The organism is Caballeronia sp. LZ028 (genome assembly GCF_031451415.1).
Classification (GTDB): Bacteria; Pseudomonadota; Gammaproteobacteria; order Burkholderiales; family Burkholderiaceae; genus Caballeronia; species Caballeronia zhejiangensis.
In genome coordinates this window covers 1,025,812-1,044,579 of record NZ_JARUXN010000001.1, presented here as the reverse complement: position 1 = coordinate 1,044,579, position 18,768 = coordinate 1,025,812, and the positions used below count along the sequence as shown (strand labels likewise).

Below are 18,768 nucleotides of genomic sequence, written 5' to 3'. Positions count from 1 at the left end.
GCGAACCTTGCGAGGCTTGGGCGAGGGCCGTTGCGCCGCGCTCGCCCGTGGCTGCCGCCCGCCAGCGTCCATTTAGGGCGCTGACCGTTTTCTCGCTTAGTTAATCGGTCCGCATTAAATGAAAATAGCGCAAGCACGGTTTATCGGCGAAAAAGAACAGCGACGCAACGCGGCTTCTCCTATACCGAACGATATTAAGACTTTAGTGCCTCCGGGCTGCACAGAGCATTATATTAATCGTCAGCGCCTTTCGTCTTGCCCGATTCTCCGACATTAACCGGCCTGCAAACTAAGTCGCAACTTAAATGTAATGAAACAAATCGGCGATGATTCCGCTCGACCGATTCGAGCGATGATGCCAAACGCTCGTCGCGTCTTCCTTACTGCGCGCCGCGGCCGCTTAGAAGCTTCCGCGACGCGGACGCGAACCCAAGTCCCACAAGGCTCCGGGCAAAAAAAAAGCGCGACCGGGAAGTCGCGCTGACAAAGTTTGGAGATCTTTTTCCGTCAACGAAAAAGTCTGCTTCGGAAAGCAGAGACGAAAGTATAACGATGCGGCCCGCATTCATTACCCGCAAAAGCAGCAAACTTCTGTTTCAAATATCTCAACAATCGAATTTCCAGAAGTTTCCCGTTGTTTTCTTGCGGCAATCGTGTCGCGCATGCGCAACGTCATTTGGTTGACACCGCATCTCTTACGACTTTATTCGCGGATAAACCCTTGTATATAAAGAAAAATACGCGTTCCATCGATCATTGCCGCATCCACAATGATTTATTGTGGAAATTGGAACGCCTTGCGCTGTAACACCGTCTTTACACTTCGTCTGGTCCGGAAACAAATGTGTCGGTGACGCCGATCCATTGCTCCTCCGCCCGCGCCTCTCGCAGCGCGCCGGAGCGAGGTTTCCTCAAAGCCTGGGTCCCCGGCCCTATCTGCTCTCGGAGTTACAAAGATGAAAAAGACTCTCATGGTCGCCGCCCTGTCGGGCGTTTTTGCTACCGCCGCCCATGCGCAAAGCAGCGTCACGCTGTACGGCCTGATCGATGCGGGCATCACCTACACGAACAACCAGCAAGGCCACAGCAACTGGAAGGCGACGAGCGGTTCGGTCAACGGCAGCCGTTGGGGCCTGCGTGGTTCGGAAGACCTCGGTGGCGGCCTGAAGGCGATCTTCACGTTGGAAAACGGCTTCAACATCATGAACGGCACGAACGGCCAGGGCGGTCGTGAGTTCGGCCGTCAGGCGTTCGTCGGTCTGTCGAGCAACCAGTTCGGCTCGATCACGCTCGGCCGTCAATACGACTCCGTGGTCGACTTCCTCGGGCCTCTGGCTCTGACGGGCACGCAATACGGCGGCACGCAGTTCGCTCACCCGTTCGACAACGACAACCTCGACAACACGTTCCGCGTCAACAACTCGGTCAAGTACACGAGCGCGAACTACGCTGGCTTCAAGATGGGCGCGATGTACGGCTTCTCGAACGAAGCCGGCGGTTTCGCGGATAACCGTGCGTACAGCGTCGGCGCGTCGTACAACTACGGCCCGTTGAACGTTGCTGCAGCGTACATGCAACTGAACAACGTCGGCTCGCCGACGAACAACACGGCCGGTGCGGTCACGACCGACAACACGCCTTTCGTCGCTTCGCGTCAGCGCATCTTCGGCGGCGGCATCAACTACGCGTTCGGCCCGGCAACCGTCGGCTTCGTGTTCACGCAGACGATGCTCGACAACGCGACGCAGCTGACGAACGTCGGCTCGCAAGGCGCTGGCAACATCGCGCTGAACGGCGACAGCATGCGCTTCACGAACTACGAAGTGAACGGCCGCTACAACCTGACGCCGGCTCTGTCGATCGCAGGTGCGTACACGTACACGGATAGCCGTATCGAAGGCGAAAAGCCGAAGTTCCACCAGTTCAGCCTGCAAACGGCGTATGCGCTGTCGAAGCGCACCGACGTCTACCTGCAAGGCGAATACCAGCACATGACCGACCAGGACGGCCTGCCGGTCGGCGCGGTGATCAACGGCGTTGGTATGTCGTCGAACGGCAACCAGGTTTCGGCGACGGTCGGCATGCGTCACCGCTTCTAAGCTTCACAAGCAGTCCCGCTGTAGAAAAGCCGCTCTTCGGAGCGGCTTTTTTTTCGTCGTTGCGCGTCGCTTCAGCGTGGATATCGGACGTCCAGGATGTCGATCTGCTGAATGCCTGCAGGCGTGTGCAACGGCACCGTATCGCCGATCTTCGCCTTTAGCAGCGCGCGCGCGACCGGCGAGATCCAGCTCACGTAGCCGCGATCCAGATCGACTTCGTCGACGCCGACGATCGTCACCGTCTTCACGTCGCCGTCGTCGCCCGCGTAGTCCACCGTCGCGCCGAAGAACACCTGATCGACATTCTCCTGCTTGCTGCTGTCCACCACTTCCGCGAGATCCAGGCGCTTGCCCAGGAAGCGGATGCGCCGGTCGATCTCGCGCAGCCGCCGCTTGCCGTAGATGTAGTCGCCGTTCTCCGAGCGATCGCCGTTCGAAGCGGCCCACGAAACGAGCCTGACGACTTCCGGGCGCTCCGTATCGAGAAGCTGCAGCAACTCGTCACGCAGCCGCTGATGGCCTTGAGGCGTGATGTAGTTCTTCGTGCCCGCCGGGACGTCGGGCTGGCCGAGTTCGAGGTCGTCGTCGGTGTCGTCCGACTCTTTGACAAATGCCTTGTTCATGATGCCGCTCGTTGCCGATTGATGTCGAATTCCGGAATGTACTTGCTTTCGAAACATCAACTTACCACGTCGAGGCCATCTTTCGTCGGAGGCGCATCGACAGAAAATTCGAAATTCTGGCCAAAACCCCTTCCTTTTCAGAATCGGCTTGGCTATAATTCCGCTTCTGCGTGCGGCTGTAGCTCAGTTGGATAGAGTACTTGGCTACGAACCAAGGGGTCGTGGGTTCGAATCCTGCCAGCCGCGCCACCTTTTCGGATGTTCTCGCTCTGACGAGGTCATCAAGCGCTTAACCATTAGCGCGTTGAAGTAACATAGTGTTGTACCGTTTTGCGTGCGGCTGTAGCTCAGTTGGATAGAGTACTTGGCTACGAACCAAGGGGTCGTGGGTTCGAATCCTGCCAGCCGCGCCATCTTTCGAAGGGCCTTCCATACGGAAGGCCCTTTTTGTTTGTCCCGACCGTAGCGCGCAATCTACTGTCGCGGCACCGAGCCGATATCGCCGATACCCAGGTCCGGCCTCGGCACATCCTCCACCGAAGCCACCGCGCTCGACTCCCCGATCGCCTCAGCCCGCGCGCCGAGCAGCGTCTGAGAACGGCGCGGGAATTCGTCGTCGACGGCATCGCCGAAAGCATGCCGCACGAACGCCCGCAGCAAGGCGATGCGTAGCGACGCGCCGCGCCCTTCCACGGGTTTGCCGTCCTTGCCGAACGTGACGGTGCAGACCACTTCCCCGCGCCCGTGATCGTGCATCTCGAGCTTGCAGGCGCGCTCCAGAACCACGGCCGCTGCATCCCATGACGTCGATGGCAGGAAACGCCCGTCCCAGGGTTTGCCGCGATCGTTGCCGCGAATGGACAGCGTCTCGCCGCTATCGGTGAAGTGAATTTCCCGGATGAATTCGTGCAGCCCGCGCGCGACCCAATAGTCGAGCGTGGCGCCTTCGAGATCGGATGTGTTCATTACGGCGCTCTCTCCTGTTCGTCGAACGACGACAGGCATGCACGCCGCATACCCGCGCCGCGTCAGTAGTCGGCGCGCTCGCGGTCGATGCGCATGCCGCCGTCCTGATTGCGGTGATGCGGTTCGTCGCTCGGACGCTCGCGCGCGATGCGCATCACGTCCGGATTGGTGCGCACGCGGCGCATGACGTTCGCCAGATGCACGCGGTCGCTCACCTGGATCACGAAGCGCAGCAGCTTCGCTTCCTGCGACACGTCTTCGTCCATCGCGATATGCACGATGTTCGCGTCCGCCGACGTGATGTCCGCCGCGACGCGCGCGAACACGCCCTTCGTGTTCTTCACGAGCACCTTGACGGCGACGTCGAAGAGACGGCCCGGCTGCGGCGCCCACGCGACGTCGATCCAGCGGCCCGGATCGCGCCGATGGATGCGCTGCGCCACGCGGCATTCGGTCGTATGGATGGCCATGCCGAGTCCGATGCCGATATAGCCCATGATGTCGTCGCCCGGAATCGGTCGGCAGCACGGTGACAGTTGCACCGACATGCCTTCCGTACCCGTGATGACGACCGGCGGCGCGGTATTCGTGTTGTGATGCTCGCGATGCGGGTGATCTTCGTCATCGGCGATGCCGTTCATCAGCACCTCGATGCGCTTGGCCATGACCGCCGCCACGCGCCGGCCGAGACCGATATCGGCGAAGATTTCCTGACGCGTCTTGTTGCCGGTCCAAAGCACGAGCTTTTCCCATACTTCCGGCGTGACGTCGGATAGCGCGAGACCGTAACCCTTGAGACTCTGATCGACGAGCCGCTCGCCCAACTGGACCGACTCGTTCAGTCGCATCGTCTTCAGATAGTGACGGATGGCCGAGCGCGCCTTGCCGGTGCGCACGAAGCCGAGCCACGCGGGATTCGGCTTCGAGTACGGTGCGGTGATCACCTCGACGATGTCACCGCTCTTCAACTCCGTGCGCAGCGGCAGAAGTTCGTTGTTGATCTTCACCGCGACGCACTGGTTGCCCAGGTCGCTGTGAATCGAATACGCGAAGTCGAGCGCCGTCGCGCCGCGCGGCAGCGGCATGATCTTCGACTTCGGCGTGAACACGTAGACGGCGTCCGGGAACAGGTCGATCTTGACGTGTTCGAGGAACTCGCTCGAGTCGCCCGCCTCGCTTTGGATGTCCAGCAGCGACTTGAGCCATTGATGCGCGCGCTTCTGCACGTCGTTCAGATCGGCGCCGCCGTTCTTGTAGAGCCAATGCGCCGCGACGCCCGCCTCGGCGATCTCGTGCATCTTGCGCGTGCGGATCTGGAACTCGATCGGCGCGCCGAACGGGCCGACCAGCGTCGTGTGCAAGGACTGATAGCCGTTCACCTTCGGAATGGCGATGTAGTCCTTGAATTTGCCCGGCACGGGCTTGTAGAGCGCATGCAGCGCGCCGATGCACGTATAGCATTCGAGCGCGCCCTCGACGACGACCCGAAAGCCGTACACATCGAGCACCTGCGAGAACGACAACTGCTTGTCGCGCATCTTCTTGTAGATGCTGTAGATCGTTTTTTCGCGGCCGGTGACTTCCGCGTTGATCTTCGCATCCGCGATGGTGCGCTGCACCGCTTCGAGAATCTTGCCGACCACTTCGCGCCGGTTGCCGCGCGCCGCTTTCACCGCTTTTTCGAGCGTCGCGTAACGATTCGGATTGAAGTTCGCGAACGACAAATCCTGCAACTCGCGATACGTATTGTTCAGACCGAGCCGATGCGCGATCGGCGCATAGATGTCCAGCGTCTCGCGCGCGACGCGCCTGCGCTTTTCCGGCGGCACCGCGCCGAGCGTGCGCATGTTGTGCAGCCGGTCCGCGAGCTTGACGAGAATGACGCGCACGTCGCGCGCCATCGCGAGCAGCATCTTGCGGAAGTTTTCCGCCTGCGCTTCCTCGCGATTGCGGAATTCCATCTTGTCCAGCTTGGACAAGCCGTCGACCAGTTCCGCGACCTTGGCGCCGAAGCGCTCCGCGATTTCGGTCTTGGTCACGCCCTGGTCTTCGATCACGTCATGCAGCAGCGCCGCCATGATCGATTGCGCATCGAGCTTCCAGCCCGCGCAAATTTCCGCGACCGCGACCGGATGCGTGATGTACGGCTCGCCGCTCTGCCGATACTGGCCGAGGTGCGCCTCGTCGCTGAAGTGGAAAGCCGCCTTGACTTCCTTGATCTCTTCCGGAGTGATGTAGCTCGCGAGCGCGTTCGTGAGTTTCGCGATTGAAACGACGTCGTGCTTGCGCGGCTGCTCCGGCGTGGCGGTCGGCCCGAACAGATGGCGGAAGGATTGTTCGAGAACCGCGTCAATGTACTTGCGCGCCGCGTGCGGCTTTTCGGCATCGAGCATCGAGTCGGCGTCGACTTCGATATCGGGATCCACGGCGGTGGAGATGGGCAACGGTGTCTGACTCATCTTCCCCTCCGTGGTGACGTGACGCGCTGGGTTGTCGGTTGCAAAAAATGAAACCGTGTGGAACTGCGGCCCTTAGACGGGCACCTTCTTCAACATTTCGATGCCAACCTGGCCCGCGGCGATCTCGCGCAGCGCGACGACGGTCGGCTTGTCGCGGCTTTCGATCTTCGGCGTGTGGCCTTGTGCGAGCTGGCGCGCGCGATACGTTGCCGCAAGCGCGAGCTCGAAGCGATTCGGGATTTGTTTCAGGCAGTCTTCGACAGTGATGCGGGCCATGTTTGTTTCCTTCGGAATATGGGTTTTATTCTACCTTATGTGACCGATCGACCCGGCCACTGCAATGCGTCACGCTTGCGGCGTGGAGTGGATGCCGAGGTCCACGAAAAGCTGCGTGTTGCGTGCGTATTGCGACGTGAAGCGCAGGCGCGTCGCGGCGACGAGACAGCGCAGTTCGTTAAGCGCGCGATCGAAGTTCTCGTTGATGACGACATACTCCGCTTCCGATGCATGCGCCATCTCGCTGCCGGCCGCGAGCAGACGCCGCACGATCACTTTTTCGGAATCCTGGCCACGTTTCTTGAGGCGGTCTTCGAGCGCATCGAGCGACGGCGGCAGAATGAAAATCTCCACCGCATTGCGGAACTGCTTCTTCACCTGCTGCGCGCCCTGCCAGTCGATTTCCAGCAGCACGTCATGGCCCTGCTTCATCTGCTCCGCGATCCACAGCTTCGATGTCGCGTAGTAGTTGCCGTGCACTTCGGCGCTTTCGAGAAACTCGCCCTTGTCGCGCCGCTCCATGAATTCATCGACGGACACGAAGTGATACTGCACGCCATTGGTTTCCTTCGAGCGCGCCTCGCGCGTCGTGTACGAAACCGACAGCAGAATGTCCTTGTCCTCGGCGAGCAGCGCGTTCACGAGCGTGGACTTGCCCGCGCCCGAGGGCGCTACGACCATGAACAGGTTGCCCGGATAGATGCCCGTGTAATGGCTGTGCGAGCGATGCGTGGTATTCGGCATGATGTTGCGTTACTCCAGATTCTGTACTTGCTCGCGCATCTGCTCGATGAGCAGTTTCAGCGTCATCGATGCGTCGGCGAGTTCCTTCGCGGCGGCCTTCGAGCCGAGCGTGTTCGCTTCGCGGTTGAGCTCCTGCATCATGAAGTCGAGACGCTTGCCGACCTTGCCGCCCTTTTGCAGCACGTGCCGCGTTTCGTTCAGATGCGCGGTGAGACGCTGCAATTCTTCCGCGATGTCGATGCGAATGCCGTACATCGTCACTTCCTGGCGGATACGCTCGGCGATTTCCTCGCGCGGCACGCTCGTCGTGACCGCGCCGCCGCCTTCGGTCGTCGCGATGCCGAGCGCGTCCTGCAGCCGCTCGACAATTTTCTGCTGATGCTTCGCGATGAGTTCCGGCACGAGCGGCGTGATGCGCGCGACGATCGTTTCCATCTCCGTCACGTTGTCGATCAGCACTTTGCCGAGCGCCGCGCCTTCGCGCGCCCGCACTTCGATGAGATCGGCGATCGCCTGCTTGCCGCACGCGAGCACGGCCTCACGCAACGTTTCCTGCGACACCGAGCTTTCCGCGAGCACGCCGGGCCAGCGCAGGATTTCGCCGGTACGCATGCGCTCGGCGTCGGGGAAGATATCGAGCACGGCGCGTTCGAGCGCGGCGAGCTGCGTGAGCGCGTCGCGATTGAGCGCGCCCGCGTTTGCCGTCTGCTCGACGCGATTCAGGTTGATGCGGATATCGACCTTGCCGCGCGAGAGCTTGGTCATCAGCATTTCGCGCAATTGCGGCTCGGTCGCGCGCACGTCTTCGGGCATGCGGAAGTTCAGGTCGAGAAAGCGCGAATTCACCGTGCGCAATTCCACCGATACACCGACGCCCGAACCGCCCGCGCCATTGGGTCCCGCGCCATCCGCGACGACTTCGCGCGTCGCGCTGGCATAGCCTGTCATGCTGTAGATCATGGTACGTCTCGCGATAGAGAGCCTTCGTTGCGAAGACCCATTCGATACGAAACGCCCGGCGCTGTCGAAAGTGCCTGTGAGTGGCCTGCGTTGGGCCGCCGGGCGAGGAACCCGCATTATCCCATTTTTACCGCGAAAGCCGCCCGGACGGCGGACCGGCGCGCATGGCGCACGCGCAACGCCTGAAAGTGAATGACGATAAAATCGCTCAGTTTGCTGGTTCCACACTCTTCTTCCGACATCCATGACCGACTCTCCCCTGCTCAAGCCTTCTCCCCCGCGTCCGAGCGGCCGCCGCGCGAATCAGCTGCGCGACGTACGCATCACGCGGCATTACACGAAGCACGCGGAAGGCTCGGTGCTCGTCGAATTCGGCGATACCAAGGTGATCTGCACGGCGAGCATCGCCGAGCGCGTGCCCGAGTTTCTGCGCGGCCGGGAGCAAGGCTGGCTCACCGCGGAATACGGCATGCTGCCGCGCGCGACGCACACGCGCAGCGACCGCGAAGCCGCGCGCGGCAAGCAGACGGGCCGCACGCAGGAGATTCAGCGGCTGATCGGCCGCGCATTGCGCTCGGTGTTCGATCTGGACGTGCTCGGCGCGCGCACGCTGCATATCGATTGCGACGTCATTCAGGCCGATGGCGGCACGCGCACGGCGAGCATCACGGGCGCGTTCGTCGCCGCGCACGATGCGGTCGGCAAACTGCTCGCGTCGGGCAGGATCGCGAAGTCGCCGGTGAAGGATTTCGTCGCGGCGATTTCGGTCGGCATCTTCGCAGGCTCGCCCGTGCTCGATCTCGACTACGACGAAGACTCGCAATGCGATACCGACATGAACGTCGTGATGACGGGCGCGGGCGGCTTCGTCGAAGTGCAGGGCACGGCGGAAGGCGCGCCCTTCACGCGCGACGAGATGAACGAGCTGATCGCGCTCGCCGACAGCGGCATCAAGGCGCTGATCCTGAAGCAGAAGGAAGCACTGGGGATTCGCGGTGTCTGACGTCAATGGTCTTGGGCGCGTCGTGCTCGCATCGAACAATGCGGGCAAGCTGCGCGAATTCGCATCGCTGCTGGATGCGGCGGGCATCGAACTGATCGCGCAGGGCGAACTCGGCGTGCCCGAAGCGCCCGAACCGCATCCGACCTTCGTCGAGAACGCGCTGGCGAAGGCGCGGCACGCCGCGACGTTCACCGGCCTGCCCGCGCTCGCCGACGATTCCGGCCTTTGCGTGCGCGCGCTCAACGGCGCGCCGGGCGTGTATTCGGCGCGCTATGCGTCGATGAGCGGCGGCGCCAAAAGCGATGCCGCGAACAACGCGAAGCTCGTCGCCGACCTCGCTCAGCACACGGATCGCCGCGCTTACTACTTCTGCGTGCTCGTGCTCGTGCGTCACGCGGACGATCCCGAGCCGCTCATCGCGGAAGGCCGCTGGCATGGCGAAGTGATCGATGCGCCGCGCGGCGCAAATGGCTTCGGCTACGATCCGCACTTCTTCCTGCCGACGCTCGATGCGACCGCCGCCGAACTCGATCCCGCGCGCAAGAACGCGCTCAGCCATCGCGCGCTCGCGTTGCGCGAGTTACTGCAACGACTGAAGGAACTTGCGTGAGCGCCGGACCGAAGACGATCAACATCGTGCAGGCGTTCACGTCGCCGGGAAGCATCCGGCTGACGTCGCTGCCGCCGCTTTCGCTGTACGTGCATTTCCCGTGGTGCGTGCGCAAGTGTCCGTACTGCGACTTCAACTCGCACGAGTGGAAGGACGACACGTTTCCCGAAGAACGTTATCTCGATGCCCTGCGCGCCGATCTCGAAAGCGCGCTGCCGCTCGTGTGGGGACGGCAGGTGCATACGATTTTCATCGGCGGCGGCACGCCATCGCTGTTATCGGCGAAAGGGCTGGACCGCCTTCTCTCCGATGCGCGCGCGCTGCTGCCCATCGATGCCGACGCCGAAATCACGCTCGAAGCCAATCCCGGCACGTTCGAGGCGGCCAAGTTCGCGTCGTTTCGCGCGAGCGGCGTGAATCGTTTGTCGATCGGCATTCAGAGTTTCAACGAGGCGCATCTGAAGGCGCTCGGCCGCATTCACGATGCGATGCAGGCGAAAAAAGCCGTCGAGATCGCCGCGAAGCACTTCGACAACTTCAATCTCGATCTGATGTTCGCGCTGCCGCAGCAATCGCTCGACGAGTGCAAGCACGATATCGAGACGGCCATCTCGTTCGCGCCGCCGCATCTGTCGCTGTATCACCTGACGATGGAGCCGAACACGGTCTTCGCCAAATACCCGCCCGCGCTCCCCGACGACGACGCTTCCGCCGACATGCAGGACTGGATCCACGAGCGCACGCGCGAGGCCGGTTACGCGCGCTACGAAGTGTCGGCGTATGCGAAGCCGCACCGTCAGAGCAGGCATAACCTGAACTACTGGCGCTTCGGCGATTACCTCGGCATCGGCGCGGGCGCGCATACGAAGCTGTCGTTTCCGTCCAAGATTCTGCGTCAGGCGCGCTTCAAGCATCCTTCGAGCTATATGGATCACGCGCTTTCGCCGGCCGAAACCGCGATCCAGGAAGAACGCGAAGTCGGTCCGCGCGATCTGCCGTTCGAGTTCATGCTGAACACGCTTAGGCTCGTCGAAGGCTTTCCGGTGCATTCGTTCGTCGAGCGCACGGGACTGGCGCTGTCCGCGATCGAGCCGGCGCTCGCCGAAGCGGAAAAACGCGGGCTCATCACGCGCGACATCGAACGCATTGCGCCGACCGAACTCGGCCAACGCTTTCTCAACGATCTCCAGGAACTGTTCTTGAAGGATCCGCACAATTGAGCGCGCCGACGATGGCGCCGAACTCGGTGATGCGGCATCGCCCGTTCGCGCTTTTCTGGAGCGCTCGGGTGATGTCGTCGGTGGCGTTTCAGATGATGTCGGTCGCGATCGGATGGCAGGTTTATTCGATCACGCATAGCGCCTACGCGCTCGGTCTCGTCGGCCTCGCGCAATTCCTGCCGATGTTCGTGCTGACGCTCGTCGTCGGGCACGTTGCGGACCGTTACGACAGACGCGTGATCGCGTACGTGTGCCAGTCGATCGAGGGCATCGCCGCGCTCGTGCTGTGTCTCGGCGCGTGGCACGGCTGGCACGATGTCGCGCCGATCTACGCGATCGCCGCCGTGACGGGTGCGGCGCGCGCGTTCGAATCGCCGTCGATGGCCGCGCTCTTGCCCAATCTCGTCGCCCGCAATCAGTTGCAGCATGCGAGCGCGTGGTCGACGTCGGCGAATCAGACGGCGCAGATCCTGGGTCCCGCGATGGGCGGCGTGCTCTACGGGTTCGGCGCGCTGACCGTGTACGGCGCGGTGAGCGTCGCGTTTCTCGTCGCGGCGTGCGCCGTGGCCGCGATCAGAATCGACGAAGCCGTGCGTATGCGCGCGCCGCTCTCGTTCGAAGCGCTCTTTTCGGGTATCGGTTTCATTCGCAGCAAGCCGGTGATTCTGGGCGCGCTGTCGCTCGATCTTTTCGCCGTGTTGCTCGGCGGCGCGACCGCGCTCCTGCCGGTCTACGCGCGCGACATCCTGCATACCGGACCGTGGGGACTCGGCGTTCTGCGCGCGGCGCCCGCGGCCGGCGCGCTGGCCGGATCGATCTGGCTCGCGCATTTTCCGCTGCGGCAGCGCGCGGGCAATGCGCTGTTCGGCGGGGTGATCGCGTTCGGAATCGCGACGATCGTCTTCGGACTGTCGCGCAATATCTACGTGTCGCTGATTGCGCTGGCGGCGCTGGGCGCGTCGGATGTGATCAGCGTCGTCGTGCGGATGTCGCTCGTGCAGTTGCAGACGCCCGACGAAATGCGCGGACGCGTCGGCGCGATCAATTCGCTGTTCATCGGCACGTCGAATCAGCTCGGCGAGTTCGAATCGGGGATGACGGCGGGACTGCTCGGCGCGGTGCCGGCGGTGCTGATCGGCGGAATCGGCACGATTGTCGTCGCGCTGTTGTGGATGCGCCTTTTTCCCGCGCTCAAGGCGACGAAATCGCTCGAAGGATGAGCGTTCCTGCGCGGCTGCGAGTTGCGCTACAATACGCGCCTTGCTGGAGGTGTGGCCGAGCGGTTTAAGGCACCGGTCTTGAAAACCGGCGAAGGAGCGATCCTTCCGTGAGTTCGAATCTCACCGCCTCCGCCAGATCAAATCAAGCCTCGTAAGTTCAAACGCTTACGGGGCTTTGTCTTTTGCCGCTCCGTTTTCGCGACGCGCTCGAACGCGCCAAGGCTGGCCCGTTGCTTCGCTATCCTGAACCATCAATTTCAGACAAAACGCCTATCCGACGTCTCCGGAGCCACGTATCTTCCCTTCTGCCTCCTTCCGAGTTCCCCCCATGCTCGATTCGAAGGAGGTCTTCAATGGGAAAGGTTGGACTTGGGCCTCGCACTCGCGAGGCTTTTTTTCGTCCGATGCCACGCCCCGAGAAACATCGACGTGAACACTACGGCCATAACGCCATCTAACCGCCTCATCGATCACAACGCGGAGAGTCGCCCATGAAGTCAGGCCGCATCATGCCCATCCTCGTCGGCTGCATCGCCGCCGTGAGCCTGTCGGCGCATGCCCAGCCTCAGCCAAACGCGCAATGGCGCGCGACCGAAACAACGCTCTTCGACCTGATTCAAAACGGATATGGGATCGTCGCGGTAACGAGCGTGGCCGCGCGCAACTCCGGCCTTCCCGAAGACACCTACGTGCTTCAGAAAAACAATAGCCTCTACCGCTGCGTGGAAACGCGCGCGGCCGAAACCGGCGCGGTCAGATCTGCCGCGCCGATGCGCTGCGCCGAACTCGTCAAGCCCTACACCGAATAATCGAAACCGAACGCTCAATTGTCATCGGATCTGACGGGCGGCCGGACGTGCGGAACCGGCTCCGCCTTCGCAGCGTCCTGTTTGGGCGCGGCGCGTTGCGATTCGCTCTTCGAATGCGCCGCGGAAGCCGGTTGCTGCTTCCTTGCGGGCGCGCCCGACGGCGCAGGATCGTTCTTGCGTGTCATGGCATTCTCCCGAAATCCGGGGACATCCCCTTTCCACATTAGCACCGCGCCGCCGATACCGCACACGCCATGCACGACTCAGCCGACCGGCGCCTCGCCCTCACCCGACTGCTTGCCCGGCCTGTCGTTCGGACCTTGCTTGCGGTTGTCGTCATCGCGCTCGGGCAGCTTGCTTTTCTCGTTGTCGCTGTGCTCGGCCGTCTTTCCGTCTTCCGGACGGTTGGTCTCGCTGTTCATGGCGCCCTCCTTAAAGTGCTTTCGAATGAAAGCATCGGCAGCAAAACGCGCGCCTGAATGCGTCCGGGCGCACGAATTCGGTTCGCTGACGGCCTTTGCAGCGACTACCATTTAAGTAACGCCATCCCGCCATTGTTGCGATGTCCGCGTCACGTTTTCGCCGTACCGCCGCCGCGCTCGTCCTTGCGTCGGCGATGAGCGCCTGCACGATCACCCCGCCCCCCAGCGTCGTGGCTGCGCGCGCGCCCGCGCCGGCCGTCTCCGGTCAAACGCTCGACGAGTACAAGGCGCGCATCGCGCAGCGCATCTTCGAGCGCAATCCGTCGCTCGTGCTGAAGGGCACGCCGCAAGCGATGCTGCGCTCGTTCGTGCTCGTGTCGTTTACGGTGGATCGCGGCGGGCGGCTCGTCGAATCGTCGGTGTATCGCACCAACGGCGATGACGAAGCCGAAGCCACCGCGCTCGCCTCGCTGCGCCGCGCATCGCCGCTGCCCGCGCCGCCCCCGCGCCTTTTGAACGGCAACGGCCAACTGGAGCTTTTCGAAGGCTGGATGTTCAACGACAACGGCCAGTTCCAGCTACAGACGTCCCATTCGCCGCAAGCCACGACCATCGATTGATTGGCGCTCGGCCGGCACGCTCGTTATAATTTTTTGCACCCCGGCCGGACCCGCTTCCGGCGTGGCCTGCGCCTCGCGCTCACCCCGCGCGTCCGGCGCAGCGCCCGAGCGCAGCCGAACTGCGCCGCGACACCGCGCGCCACTCACGCGCCGTCCAACCCTGGCTTTCCCGCCATTGCATCGCAATCCCTACAAAAAGCTGACTCGCGCCGGAACGACGACATCGTTCGTCATTCCGATCGCTCTTGCCCGGCGATGCGCGCGACAATGCTTCGCACCAAGGCAACACGACAACGGAGACAACATGGCCTCACCCTCGCTTTCCGCCGCAAAGCCCGGCGACGGATCCCAAAGCGCTTCCCGCGTGATTTTCGCGAGCTTCATCGGCACCGCGATCGAGTTCTACGACTTCTATGTCTACGCGACCGCCGCCGCGCTCGTCATCGGACCGGTGTTCTTTCCGCACGACTCGCCCGCCGCGCAGGCGCTCTCGGCGTTCGTCACCTTCGGCATCGCGTTCTTCGCGCGGCCTATCGGCTCGTTCATCTTCGGACACTTCGGCGATCGCATCGGCCGCAAATCGACGCTCGTCGCCTCGCTGCTCGTGATGGGCCTCTCGACGACGCTCATCGGCTTCGTGCCCGGCTACGATTCGATCGGCAGCGCGGCCCCGATCCTCCTGTGCATCCTGCGGTTCGGCCAAGGCATTGGGCTGGGCGGCGAATGGGGCGGCGCGGCGCTGCTCGCGACCGAATACGCACCGAAGGGCAAACGCGGTCTCTTCGGCATGTTTCCGCAGCTCGGGCCGTCGATCGGCTTTCTCGCGTCGAACGGTCTGTTCTTCGGTCTCGCGCTCTCGCTCTCCGATGAGCAATTCCGCAGCTGGGGCTGGCGCGTGCCGTTCATCGTGAGCGCGGTGCTGGTCGCGCTCGGCCTGTACGTGCGCCTGAAGATCGCGGAAACGCCGGCGTTCCGCGCGGCCGTCGAGCGCGAAGAACGCGTCAAGGTGCCGGTCGCGACGCTGCTCGGGCGCCATCTCGTGCCGACGCTGCTCGGCGCGTTCGCGATGGTCGTCTGCTACACGCTCTTCTATATCTCGACGGTGTTTTCGCTGTCGTACGGCGTGGCCAAACTGCATTTCGCGCGCGAGACCTTCCTCGGCCTTCTGTGCCTCGCCGTGGTGTTCATGGCGCTCGCCACGCCGATCTCCGCGATCGCGAGCGACCGTTTCGGACGCAAGCCGGTGCTGATCGTCGGCTGTCTGCTGGCGATCCTCTCCGGCTTCGCGATGTCTCCGCTCCTCGGCAGCGGCGACACGATCCAGGTCGCGCTCTTCCTGACGATCGAGCTCTTCCTGATGGGCGTCACGTTCGCACCGATGGGCGCGCTCCTGCCCGAGCTCTTCCCGACCAACGTGCGTTACACGGGCGCGGGCGTCGCGTACAACCTCGGCGGGATTCTGGGCGCATCGGTGGCGCCGTACATCGCGCAATTGCTCGCCAATCGCGGCGGGCTCGCGTGGGTCGGCGGATATGTGTCGGCGGCTGCGGCGGTGAGTTTGATCGCCGTGCTGTGTATGCGCGAGACGCGCCACATCACGCTGGAGTAAGCACGAGAGAAACCGGCGCGCTCAGCGATCGCGCCGGTTCGTGGCGTGCGCCGGGACCGGCCTGCCCTCGATGACGGGCATACGCGGCGCCGGCCGCTCGACGCTCTTCGCACTCGCCGCTTTCGCCGCCTTCCGATCCGCCCAGAAGCGCGCGAGCGCAAGCAGGCTGACAATGGCGATGCCATCGGCGATCAGCCCCAGAATCCAGTGCGACGGATACCGCCCGAGCCCGAGCACGCCCATCGCGCGCAGCGCCGAATCGAGCACGAGCGACACGCATGTGCCCGCGATGAAGCACACGAGCCCCTGCTGGCCGATCGTGACGACGCCCGGCAGCCTGCGTGCGAGCTTGCCGACCCAGCCCGCATACACGCCGCGCGCGACGATCCACGCGATGGCGGCGAAGCTCACGATGCGCAGCGTCGCGAGATTCTGCTTCATGTATCCCGGCGGCGCCTGCGTTTCGAGGAAGAGCTTGGCGAACGCGAAGGTCAGCGCCAGCGCGATCGCCCCGGCGGTCAGCCAGCGCGCGAATCGGCCGGCGTGGAATTCGTCGCTGATCGGCTGCACGCGCGCGAGCACGCCGGTCATGAACATCAACTGCCACGCGAACGGATTGAACGACCACGCTTCGCCGTATGTGCCCGGCAGGAAGCGCAGCAGCGGCATGGCCGCGAGCCACACAAGCAGGCTGCCGAAAATGGCGATGACGGGTTTCTTCTGCGCGAGCGGCACGATCGCCGGGACTGCGAGCGCGAACACCGAATACATCGGCAAAACCGCCGACAGATACGGCTGCTGACGCAACAGCACGATATCGACCGCAAGGCCGAACGGCCGCGTGAGAAAGTTCGGCCACTCGGTGTACTGGACCATCGGCGTGTCGACTTGAAGCGCCATCAGGATCGCGCCGCCGACCAGCATCAGAAACGCAGTGAACAGATACGCGCGATAAATTTCCCAACTGCGTTTGAAAAAGCGTCGGCGGGCGGCTGAATCGCTACGGCGAGTCGCAAGCGCCGTATAAGCCGCCGCCGACGCATAACCTCCGAGAAACACGAAAACTTCGGCGGAATCGCAAAACGCATACTGGTGCAGCGTAAAGCGCGATAGCACGCTTCCCGTTATATGGTCGACCGCGATAATGAGCAGCACGATTCCTCGAAAGAAATCGACTTCGAGAGAACGTGTCGTCGGGGAAGTCATCTGGCGAATGCTCCACGGACCTGCGGTTTCGGCGCGCCGCCGGACGGGCTGGCGCACATACGCGGTTTGTACCTGCTCCGAAAGGAAAATTCCCTTAATCAACGAGTATTTAAATTAACACTCGGTGCCAGTCGGCAAGCTGGCGGCAAAATGACTTTTTTGTCCGCTTTCCAGTAAATATGCCGCTGCCTATACTCGAAACAAGTTCGACAAAAACGATGCGCGGAAAACTTGTGCCGCGAACCAGAAGGAGGCCGGGCATGCGTCTTCATGTTGAGAGCGCTCATCTCGTCGCGATGATCGCCATCGCGCTTTCGACCGCGTTGCTGCTCGCGATCAGGTTCCGACCGGCGACATGGCGAGGCGTGCTCGTCGAAGCCGTCATCGCGAATGTCGGCGCGATCCTGGCCGTGCTCGCCTTCGAAGTGCTGACCGCCTGAGCCGCGCGCGCCGGCATCAGACGCCGGACCTACAGAAAAATTTCAAATCGGTTGAACTTTCCCCCGCGCGGGCACTCTGAGCAGGTAATGCCGTTCGTCGGATCGCTCGTCGAACCTAACGCACGGCTCTCATCTCCTCTCCGCTCCTGCTTATGGCGGGAGCGTTTCTTGGGCGCCCGGCGAAAGCCTCGCGCCTGTTCTTTTTTCTGGCCCCGGAAAACGCTGATCGACCGCGCATCGGCGGCGTCGAAATGACACGCGCAAACGATAACGCGCCAAGCAAAAGAGCCAGAATCCCGAGATTCTGGCTCTTTCGATAAACGCGGCGCGCAAGCACGCGCCGCACGCGGCATCACGCCTGCGGAATTTCGATCTTCACTTCCAGCACTTCGAGATCGTCCTGACGTTCGAGGCTGACTCGAATATCGTCATCGGAAATCTTCACGTACTTCGAAATCACGGCAACCAGTTCCCGTTGCAACGCCGGCAGATAATCGGCGGCGGCTTTGCCACCCGCGCGCTCGTGCGCAATGATCAACTGCAAGCGTTCCTTCGCGACCGTAGCGGACTTCTTCTTCTCGCCCAGCAAAAACGAAAGAATCGACATTGCGTCCCCTTACTTGGTGCCGAAGATGCGTTGCAGCAAACCGGGCTTCTGATAATCGGTGAAGCGCAGCGCCTTTTCCTCGCCGAGGAATCGCGACACCACGTCCTTGTACGATTCCGCGACATCCGTGCCATCGAGATGCACGGCCGGCAAACCCTGGTTCGATGCGTGCAGCACCGCTTCCGATTCCGGAATCACGCCGATCAGATCGATGCGCAGAATTTCCTGGATGTCGGAGAGCGACAGCATTTCGCCCTCGCTTACGCGCTTCGGGTTGTAGCGCGTGATGAGCAGATGTTCCTTGACCGGTTCCTTGCCTTCGATCGCGCGCTTGGTCTTCGACGACAGAATGCCCAGAATGCGGTCCGAATCGCGCACGGACGACACTTCCGGATTCGTCACGATGAGCGCTTCGTCGGCGAAGTGCATTGCCATCAGCGCGCCGGATTCGATGCCCGCCGGCGAATCGCAGACGATGTACTCGAAGTCCATCTTGATCAGCTCGTTGATGACCTTCTCGACGCCTTCGAGAGTCAGCGCGTCTTTATCGCGCGTTTGCGATGCCGGCAGGATGTAGAGGTTCTCGCACTTCTTGTCCTTGATGAGCGCCTGATGCAGATTCGCTTCGCCCTGGATGACGTTGATCAGGTCGTACACGACGCGGCGTTCGCAACCCATGATGAGGTCGAGATTGCGCAGACCGACGTCGAAGTCGATCACGGCCGTCTTGTGGCCGCGCAATGCGAGCGCCGATGCGAAGCTCGCGCTGGTGGTCGTCTTGCCGACGCCGCCCTTTCCCGAGGTCACCACAATGATTTTTGCCATACAAGTACCTTGTGTTCGTCAATAAGTCCGCTTGCGTTGCCTGCGAGCGC

The 18,768-nt window shown here is 62.5% G+C and carries 20 protein-coding genes and 3 tRNA genes; 12 read left to right on the top strand and 11 right to left on the bottom strand.

The annotated features are described in order from the left end of the window. Positions 1-956 precede the first annotated feature (956 nt). A complete protein-coding gene (locus tag QCE58_RS04905; RefSeq protein WP_008350922.1) occupies positions 957-2,099 on the top strand; it encodes a porin in 1,143 nt (380 codons plus the stop codon). A 71-nt stretch (positions 2,100-2,170) separates the two neighbouring features. Here the strand turns inward: QCE58_RS04905 and greB are convergent, their stop codons facing one another. Beyond that, the gene (gene greB, locus QCE58_RS04900; RefSeq protein WP_008350924.1) at positions 2,171-2,722 is read right to left on the bottom strand and encodes a transcription elongation factor GreB; all 552 of its coding nucleotides are present in this window, start codon (positions 2,720-2,722) and stop codon (positions 2,171-2,173) included. A gap of 172 nt (positions 2,723-2,894) precedes the next feature. On the opposite strand from greB, the gene QCE58_RS04895 reads away from it, so the two are divergent. Together QCE58_RS04895 and QCE58_RS04890 are read left to right on the top strand one after the other, a co-directional pair. Beyond that, positions 2,895-2,971 (top strand) — tRNA-Arg (locus QCE58_RS04895). 87 nt (positions 2,972-3,058) lie between these two features. Then, positions 3,059-3,135, top strand: a tRNA-Arg gene (locus tag QCE58_RS04890). Between the two features lie 61 nt (positions 3,136-3,196). Here QCE58_RS04890 and QCE58_RS04885 read toward each other — a convergent pair. From QCE58_RS04885 to QCE58_RS04865, 5 genes are all read right to left on the bottom strand, one after another. Further along, complete coding sequence (locus tag QCE58_RS04885; RefSeq protein ID WP_008350926.1) at positions 3,197-3,688, bottom strand: phage protein NinX family protein; 492 nt, start codon at positions 3,686-3,688, stop codon at positions 3,197-3,199. A gap of 62 nt (positions 3,689-3,750) precedes the next feature. Then, entirely contained in the window at positions 3,751-6,147 is a 2,397-nt protein-coding gene (locus QCE58_RS04880; RefSeq protein ID WP_008350928.1) for a bifunctional (p)ppGpp synthetase/guanosine-3',5'-bis(diphosphate) 3'-pyrophosphohydrolase, read from the bottom strand. Positions 6,148-6,219: 72 nt separating this feature from the next. Next, a complete protein-coding gene (gene rpoZ, locus QCE58_RS04875) occupies positions 6,220-6,423 on the bottom strand; it encodes a DNA-directed RNA polymerase subunit omega (protein ID WP_006999799.1) in 204 nt (67 codons plus the stop codon). 69 nt (positions 6,424-6,492) lie between these two features. After that, complete coding sequence (gmk, locus tag QCE58_RS04870; protein WP_008350937.1) at positions 6,493-7,167, bottom strand: guanylate kinase; 675 nt, start codon at positions 7,165-7,167, stop codon at positions 6,493-6,495. A 9-nt stretch (positions 7,168-7,176) separates the two neighbouring features. Further along, positions 7,177-8,127: a YicC/YloC family endoribonuclease gene (locus tag QCE58_RS04865; protein WP_008350939.1), complete on the bottom strand. Its 951-nt coding sequence runs from the start codon at positions 8,125-8,127 to the stop codon at positions 7,177-7,179. A gap of 244 nt (positions 8,128-8,371) precedes the next feature. Here QCE58_RS04865 and rph point away from each other — a divergent pair, with 244 nt between their 5' ends. From rph to QCE58_RS04835, 6 genes are all read left to right on the top strand, one after another. Further along, positions 8,372-9,130, top strand: coding sequence for a ribonuclease PH (rph, locus tag QCE58_RS04860; RefSeq protein ID WP_250520992.1), 759 nt, complete (start codon positions 8,372-8,374; stop codon positions 9,128-9,130). Beyond that, positions 9,123-9,740 (top strand): RdgB/HAM1 family non-canonical purine NTP pyrophosphatase, encoded by a 618-nt coding sequence (gene rdgB / locus QCE58_RS04855; RefSeq protein WP_008350944.1) that lies wholly within the window; start codon positions 9,123-9,125, stop codon positions 9,738-9,740. The genes rph and rdgB overlap by 8 nt, the downstream gene beginning before the upstream one ends. Further along, positions 9,737-10,960 (top strand): radical SAM family heme chaperone HemW, encoded by a 1,224-nt coding sequence (hemW, locus tag QCE58_RS04850; RefSeq protein WP_008350946.1) that lies wholly within the window; start codon positions 9,737-9,739, stop codon positions 10,958-10,960. Before rdgB ends, hemW begins: the two co-directional genes overlap by 4 nt. Before the next feature lie 11 nt (positions 10,961-10,971). Further along, positions 10,972-12,180 (top strand): MFS transporter, encoded by a 1,209-nt coding sequence (locus QCE58_RS04845; protein ID WP_175981895.1) that lies wholly within the window; start codon positions 10,972-10,974, stop codon positions 12,178-12,180. Positions 12,181-12,225: 45 nt separating this feature from the next. Continuing rightward, positions 12,226-12,315, top strand: a tRNA-Ser gene (locus QCE58_RS04840). A gap of 356 nt (positions 12,316-12,671) precedes the next feature. Further along, positions 12,672-12,989 carry a hypothetical protein gene (locus QCE58_RS04835; RefSeq protein WP_034471367.1) on the top strand — a complete coding sequence of 106 codons (318 nt, stop codon included), beginning with the start codon at positions 12,672-12,674 and terminating at the stop codon, positions 12,987-12,989. 14 nt (positions 12,990-13,003) lie between these two features. On the opposite strand, the gene QCE58_RS04830 is transcribed toward QCE58_RS04835, so the two are convergent. Together QCE58_RS04830 and QCE58_RS04825 are read right to left on the bottom strand one after the other, a co-directional pair. Next, complete coding sequence (locus QCE58_RS04830) at positions 13,004-13,174, bottom strand: hypothetical protein (protein ID WP_160172884.1); 171 nt, start codon at positions 13,172-13,174, stop codon at positions 13,004-13,006. 78 nt (positions 13,175-13,252) lie between these two features. After that, positions 13,253-13,411, bottom strand: coding sequence for a hypothetical protein (locus tag QCE58_RS04825; protein WP_008350949.1), 159 nt, complete (start codon positions 13,409-13,411; stop codon positions 13,253-13,255). A 140-nt stretch (positions 13,412-13,551) separates the two neighbouring features. Between QCE58_RS04825 and QCE58_RS04820 the strand changes: the two genes are divergently transcribed. Continuing rightward, on the top strand, positions 13,552-14,031 hold the full coding sequence (locus QCE58_RS04820) for a TonB family protein (protein ID WP_250439255.1): 480 nt from the start codon (positions 13,552-13,554) through the stop codon (positions 14,029-14,031). A gap of 304 nt (positions 14,032-14,335) precedes the next feature. After that, a complete protein-coding gene (locus QCE58_RS04815) occupies positions 14,336-15,640 on the top strand; it encodes an MFS transporter (RefSeq protein ID WP_250520991.1) in 1,305 nt (434 codons plus the stop codon). Positions 15,641-15,661: 21 nt separating this feature from the next. On the opposite strand, the gene QCE58_RS04810 is transcribed toward QCE58_RS04815, so the two are convergent. After that, positions 15,662-16,846 (bottom strand): OpgC domain-containing protein, encoded by a 1,185-nt coding sequence (locus tag QCE58_RS04810; protein WP_250520990.1) that lies wholly within the window; start codon positions 16,844-16,846, stop codon positions 15,662-15,664. 260 nt (positions 16,847-17,106) lie between these two features. Here QCE58_RS04810 and QCE58_RS04805 point away from each other — a divergent pair, with 260 nt between their 5' ends. Beyond that, complete coding sequence (locus QCE58_RS04805) at positions 17,107-17,286, top strand: hypothetical protein (RefSeq protein WP_250520989.1); 180 nt, start codon at positions 17,107-17,109, stop codon at positions 17,284-17,286. 352 nt (positions 17,287-17,638) lie between these two features. Here the strand turns inward: QCE58_RS04805 and minE are convergent, their stop codons facing one another. Together minE and minD are read right to left on the bottom strand one after the other, a co-directional pair. Then, complete coding sequence (gene minE / locus QCE58_RS04800; protein WP_008350955.1) at positions 17,639-17,893, bottom strand: cell division topological specificity factor MinE; 255 nt, start codon at positions 17,891-17,893, stop codon at positions 17,639-17,641. Between the two features lie 9 nt (positions 17,894-17,902). Next, positions 17,903-18,718, bottom strand: a complete 816-nt coding sequence (minD, locus tag QCE58_RS04795; RefSeq protein WP_008350957.1) for a septum site-determining protein MinD — start codon at positions 18,716-18,718, stop codon at positions 17,903-17,905. Positions 18,719-18,768: the final 50 nt, after the last annotated feature.